The organism is Caballeronia sp., assembly GCF_049581465.1.
GTDB lineage: Bacteria > Pseudomonadota > Gammaproteobacteria > Burkholderiales > Burkholderiaceae > Caballeronia.
The window spans coordinates 1-5,900 of the sequence record NZ_JBAUSA010000476.1 but is presented as its reverse complement, the minus strand read 5'-3'; the positions used below and the strand labels follow the sequence as shown (position 1 = coordinate 5,900).

Below are 5,900 nucleotides of genomic sequence, written 5' to 3'. Positions count from 1 at the left end.
GGAAGTGCACGGCAACGCGAAGCAAGGCGCGGCGCTGGCATTCGCGCACGGCTTCAACGTTCACTACGGCCAAGTGATTCCGCGTGCCGACCTCGACGTGATCATGATCGCCCCGAAGGCGCCGGGCCACACGGTTCGCAGCACGTATTCGCAAGGCGGCGGCGTTCCCCACCTGATCGCCGTGGCGCAAGACAAGTCGGGCGCAGCACGTGACATCGCTCTGTCGTACGCTGCGGCGAACGGCGGCGGCCGTGCCGGCATCATCGAAACGAACTTCCGCGAAGAAACGGAAACCGACCTGTTCGGCGAACAAGCCGTGCTGTGCGGCGGTACGGTCGATCTGATCAAGGCCGGCTTCGAAACGCTGGTGGAAGCGGGTTACGCGCCGGAAATGGCGTACTTCGAATGCCTGCACGAACTGAAGCTGATCGTCGACCTGATTTATGAAGGCGGTATCGCCAACATGAACTACTCGATCTCGAACAACGCCGAATATGGCGAATACGTGACGGGTCCGAAGATCGTGACGGAAGAAACCAAGAAGGCGATGAAGCAGGTTCTTACCGAAATTCAAAACGGCGAGTACGCGAAGAGCTTCATTATCGAAAACAAGGCGGGTGCGCCGACGCTGCAGTCGCGCCGCCGCATCACGAGCGAGCATCAGATTGAAGTGGTGGGCGCGAAGTTGCGTGCGATGATGCCGTGGATTGCTGCAAACAAGCTCGTCGATCAGTCGAAGAACTAAGAAAGCTTGAACGATCGGCGTCATGCGCTGGTCGTAGCATTGACCGAAAGCCGTCCGGGTGTCGCTTGGCCCCGGACGGCTTTTGCTATCCTACGGTTTTACAAAACATAGACCTCGTTCATGAACTATCCACATCCGATCATCGCGCGCGAAGGCTGGCCGTTTATTGCCATTGCGGCTGTCGTTGCCGTGTTGATCCAGGCCATCGGCGGCTTTGCCTTCGCATGGCCGTTCTGGCTCATCACGATCTTCGTCGTGCAATTTTTCCGTGATCCGGCGCGGCCCATTCCGACCCAGGCCAACGCGGTGCTGTGTCCTGCCGACGGCCGTATCGTCGCCGTGGAAACCGCGCACGATCCTTACGCGGATCGCGAGGCGCTGAAGATCAGCGTGTTCATGAACGTGTTCAATGTCCACTCGCAGCGCTCGCCGGTCGACGGCGCGATCAGCAAGGTTCAGTATTTCCCGGGCTCGTACCTGAACGCCGCCGTCGATAAAGCGTCCACCGAGAACGAACGCAACGCCATCGTGATCCAGACGGGGTCGGGGCATACGGTGACGTCGGTGCAAATCGCGGGCCTTATTGCGCGGCGTATCTTGTGTTACGTCCACGTTGGTGAACCGCTCAATCGCGGCCAGCGCTACGGTTTTATCCGCTTTGGTTCCCGTGTCGATGTGTACCTGCCCGTTGGCAGTCGTCCGCGTGTTGCGATCGGCGAGAAAGTGTCGGCGTCGTCCACGATTCTTGCCGAGTTTGCCGAGTGATGTTTTTCACGCCTGAACGCAGGCAACGCCGTAAAACCAGGCTGCACAACGGGGGACTCGATGGCGGCACTTAAACCGCGCCGGACGCGGAGCACGGTAACGCCTCCGCGCGCATTCAGGCGCAACAAGGCATCGCAGGATATTGGCGCAGTGGAAACGCGGCGGGCCAAGCGGCAACAGTTTTTGAGGAAGCGCGGCATCTATTTGCTGCCCAACGCGTTCACGACCGCTGCGCTGTTTTGCGGTTTCTTCGCGGTCGTCCAGGCCATGAATGTGCGCTTTGAAGTCGCCGCAATCGCGATTTTCGTCGCGATGGTGCTCGATGGGATGGACGGGCGCGTCGCCCGCATGACGCACACGCAAAGCGCGTTTGGGGAGCAGTTCGACAGTCTGTCGGACATGGTTTCCTTTGGCGTTGCGCCAGCGCTGGTGATGTACGAATGGATCCTGAAGGATCTGGGGCGCTGGGGCTGGCTCGCGGCATTCGTGTATTGCTCGGGGGCGGCGTTGCGGTTGGCGCGCTTCAATACGAACGTAGGCGTGGTCGATAAACGCTATTTCCAGGGCCTGCCGAGCCCGGCGGCGGCGGCGTTGATCGCAGGCTTCGTGTGGCTCGCCACCGATAACCGCGTGCCGCTGAAACTGGTCTGGCTGCCGTGGGTGGCGTTTGCGCTGACGATTTATGCCGGTGTGACCATGGTTTCCAATGCGCCGTTTTATAGCGGCAAGGCACTCGACGTACGGTTCCGCGTGCCGTTCGCGGGGGTGTTGCTGGTTGTCGTGGCGTTTGTGCTCGTATCGTCGGATCCGCCGTTGATGTTGTTCGGCTTGTTCGTGCTTTACGGGTTTTCCGGGTACGTCTGGTGGGGATACATGGCCATGCGCGGCCGGCCAAATCCGGCCAGGTCATCGGAGAAAGCACATTGAAAGGAGGGGCTTTGAATGCGTGCGGCGCATTCCCGCTGCTTTGTCCAAATTGCCGGCTCGGCTAGTTGTAAGACATCGTGAATGTTGCCAAAGCCCGCAGCGAGCCGGGCGTCACGTCGCCGGTCCGAATGTATTGTGCTGACAGCGGCAACAGCAACGTGCCGTTGGGTGAAGCGCCGATTAGCCATTGATTCATCACGCCCGGTCCCGCCGCATCCGGGCCGAACAACACCGGAACATCTTTATCCTTCAAAATTTGAACGCCGACTCCTCTCGCCGTCGAATCAGGCGCTAGCGTCAGAACGTTTGAGCGATTCGACGGACTGACGGCATCAGTGATGACAATGGAGACCTGCGCGCCGCTCGCGCAAGTGAAACTCAGGCCGAATGTTTTTCGACCGGCAGTCGTTCCGACTCCACTCGATAGCGCGCGATTAGTGATGTTTGGGAGCGGAACAGCCAGCGCGTCGGTCTGGACTGAGCACGTAGCGGTGCTCAACGTTCCAGTACCAACCCCGGTGTAGAGTGGCGACTTGCTCCAAGTACCCGAGATCCCTAACGTCTCGAGCGTTATTTTCACGATCGGGGCGCTTGAGAAGGTGGATGCGCCGGCCTTGATAGCGCCAATGACGACGAAACTGGCGGTAACCTGCACGTCCTTATACATGAACGGTCCGCCAAGGGGACCACTAAAAGGACATTGGATCACTATCTCTCCATTGCTCATCGTTGCGCTAGCGGGCGTGCACTCGGACGAGGTGAACTGATATCTAATACCCAGCCCAGCGATAGTTGTCAGGTAAACGTCGCTGAACCCGGGTACAAGCGCTGTTGCCGTGCTGAGATGGATAAGGATCGTTCCGGATGTTGACTTCGGACTCACATCTGCGAAGTAGCACCGGATTTGAAATGTGTCAGCAGGAAGCGTACTTACCGTTGAGCCTATCGATGTGCCCTTCGGGATTGATATCACGCCCGCTGTCAGTACCTTGTTGACATTGTCGACTTCGCATTTCATTTCCGCATGTGCCGGCGTGGCAAGAATCGTTGCAAACAAGATTATCCCGGCCTCAAACCAGAATTTACGCGAACTCATACACCGTTTTATCAAGGTACATACGAGGTGCAATACGCCGTTGCATTGCGCTGTTGTCTTTCTTGTTGCATTGCTGTCATATCGTGACATTGCGATTCTCTAGCGTGGAGGCCGTTATTGCAGGCTGGGGGATTTCGTTCGACACTAGGCGTCTTGAATTGCCGGTACGACGAATCCGCTTATCGCGCGTACGTTACTGATCGCTGACTCCAATGACGATGCATCGGACGGCTTGAATCAGTCAATCCCGAAGGCAGTCACACAGCATTTCGCTTTCGCGGGTGAAGGGGTCGGATACTGAGCCTTCAGAGGCCGTCAGAGGCCGTCAGGGACGGCGGAGAAAGGACCACGCAATCGGAGATGTGAAATCTTCGAATCGGCTCCTGACGATTACTGGTGCGTCGCCGCGGCGATCGCCCTTGAGAACGTCAATCGCCGCTATTGCAAAGCCTAATTGCACGCTTGTGAAAATGCCGCTATAGTTTGCCGATGAATTTTTGCACCTCACCCCTCTCTTCGTTTCTTCTAGCCAGTGCGCCGCTACGCGTGCTATCGCTACTAGCGCGCCTGCCGCGCTAAGCTTCCCGCCCCCCGTCTGCTCGTTCGTGGTTTTCGACGCCAGCGGTGGCGCGAACACCCGAATTTCGTTGCGCCTTTCTTCCCCGTTCTCACAAAGCTAAAACTCCCCCACTGGAGCCCGACATGGCAGACAAACTCATCATTTTCGACACCACCTTGCGCGATGGCGAGCAATCCCCCGGCGCATCGATGACGAAGGAAGAAAAGATTCGCATCGCCCGTGCGCTCGAGCGGATGAAGGTCGATGTGATCGAAGCTGGCTTCGCGGCCAGTTCAAACGGCGATTTCGACGCCATTCACACGATCGCCGGCCTGATCAAGGACAGCACGATCTGCTCGCTCGCCCGCGCAAACGACAAGGACATCCAGCGCGCCGCCGACGCCCTGAAGCCCGCCGACCACTTCCGCATCCACACGTTCATCGCCACGTCGGCGCTGCATATGGAAAAGAAGCTGCGCATGACCGCCGAGCAGGTCTTCGAGCAAGCGCGTCTCTCCGTGCGTTTCGCTCGCAAGTTCACCGACGACGTCGAGTTCTCGCCGGAAGACGGCAGCCGTTCGGATCTGGACTTCTTGTGCCGGGTCCTGGAAGCGGTGATCGATGAAGGCGCAACCATCATCAATATCCCCGATACGGTCGGTTACGCCGTGCCGGAAGGCTACGGCAACCTGATCAAGACCTTGCGCGAACGCATTCCGAATTCCGACAAGGCGATCTTCTCAGTCCATTGCCACGACGATCTCGGCATGGCGGTCGCGAACTCGCTGGCGGGCGTGCAGATTGGCGGCGCGCGGCAGATCGAATGCACGATCAACGGCCTGGGCGAACGCGCGGGCAATACGGCGCTTGAAGAAGTGGTGATGGCGCTCAAGACGCGCAAGGATTATTTCGGGCTCGACGTCGGTATCGACGCCACGCACATCGTGCCGACGTCAAAGCTCGTCTCGCAAATTACGGGCTTCGTCGTGCAGCCGAACAAGGCCGTGGTTGGCGCGAACGCGTTCGCACACGCGTCGGGCATTCACCAGGACGGCGTGCTCAAGGCGCGCGATACCTACGAAATCATGCGCGCCGAAGACGTGGGTTGGTCGGCCAACAAGATCGTGCTCGGAAAGCTGTCAGGGCGTAACGCATTCAAGCAGCGCCTGGAAGACCTCGGCGTGTCGCTGGAATCGGAAACCGAAGTGAACGCAGCGTTCGTGCGCTTCAAGGAACTCGCCGATCGCAAATCCGAAATCTTCGACGAAGACATCCTGGCGATCGTTTCAGAAGAGTCGGCGGAAATGCAGGCGAAGGAAACTTTCCGCTTCGTGTCGCTTGCACAACATTCGGAAACCGGCGAGCAGCCGCACGCACGCGTGGTTTTCGCCGTCGATGGCACGGAAGTGCAGGGTGAAGCGCGCGGCAATGGCCCGGTCGATGCCACCTTGCACGCCATAGAGTCGAAGGTCACGAGCGGCGCCGAGTTGGTGCTCTATTCCGTGAATGCGATCACAACCGGCACCCAGGCTCAGGGCGAAGTGACGGTGCGCTTGTCGAAGGGCGGCCGGATCGTGAACGGTGTCGGCACCGATCCGGACATTGTCGCGGCTTCCGCGAAGGCCTACCTCGCGGCGCTGAACAAGCTGGACTCGAAGGTCGAGAAACTGAATCCGCAGCTTTCTTGAAGTGAATGAGAGGCGTGTACTACGCGCCTTTCGATCCGGTCAACGGCTCTCGCCAGAAGCGAGAGCCGTTTTTTTTGCCGGTTTGGGATTGATCCTTTCCTGGCATCCACGGACAAATGC

At 58.7% G+C, this 5,900-nt stretch carries 5 protein-coding genes; 4 read left to right on the top strand and 1 reads right to left on the bottom strand.

Going from position 1 to position 5,900, the window contains the following annotated elements:
• The 3 genes from ilvC to pssA all read left to right on the top strand — a co-directional run.
• Positions 1 to 745 (top strand): ketol-acid reductoisomerase (gene ilvC, locus WCA53_RS11730; protein WP_423909634.1); only part of this gene is annotated, 745 nt, incomplete at its 5' end.
• 120 nt (positions 746 to 865) lie between these two features.
• A complete protein-coding gene (locus tag WCA53_RS11725) occupies positions 866 to 1,510 on the top strand; it encodes a phosphatidylserine decarboxylase (RefSeq protein ID WP_423909629.1) in 645 nt (214 codons plus the stop codon).
• Positions 1,511 to 1,570: 60 nt separating this feature from the next.
• Entirely contained in the window at positions 1,571 to 2,437 is an 867-nt protein-coding gene (pssA, locus tag WCA53_RS11720) for a CDP-diacylglycerol--serine O-phosphatidyltransferase (protein ID WP_423909626.1), read from the top strand.
• Positions 2,438 to 2,498: 61 nt separating this feature from the next.
• Here the strand turns inward: pssA and WCA53_RS11715 are convergent, their stop codons facing one another.
• Positions 2,499 to 3,533: a fimbrial protein gene (locus WCA53_RS11715; RefSeq protein WP_423909623.1), complete on the bottom strand. Its 1,035-nt coding sequence runs from the start codon at positions 3,531 to 3,533 to the stop codon at positions 2,499 to 2,501.
• Positions 3,534 to 4,235: 702 nt separating this feature from the next.
• Here WCA53_RS11715 and WCA53_RS11710 point away from each other — a divergent pair.
• On the top strand, positions 4,236 to 5,780 hold the full coding sequence (locus WCA53_RS11710) for a 2-isopropylmalate synthase (RefSeq protein WP_423909620.1): 1,545 nt from the start codon (positions 4,236 to 4,238) through the stop codon (positions 5,778 to 5,780).
• The last annotated feature ends 120 nt before the right edge of the window (positions 5,781 to 5,900 follow it).

Coding starts and splice junctions, on each gene's coding strand:
- WCA53_RS11725 (WP_423909629.1), top strand. CDS start 866: ATGAACTATCCACATCCGATCATCGCGCGCGAAGGCTGGCCGTTTATT.
- pssA (WP_423909626.1), top strand. CDS start 1,571: ATGGCGGCACTTAAACCGCGCCGGACGCGGAGCACGGTAACGCCTCCG.
- WCA53_RS11715 (WP_423909623.1), bottom strand. CDS start 3,533: ATGAGTTCGCGTAAATTCTGGTTTGAGGCCGGGATAATCTTGTTTGCA.
- WCA53_RS11710 (WP_423909620.1), top strand. CDS start 4,236: ATGGCAGACAAACTCATCATTTTCGACACCACCTTGCGCGATGGCGAG.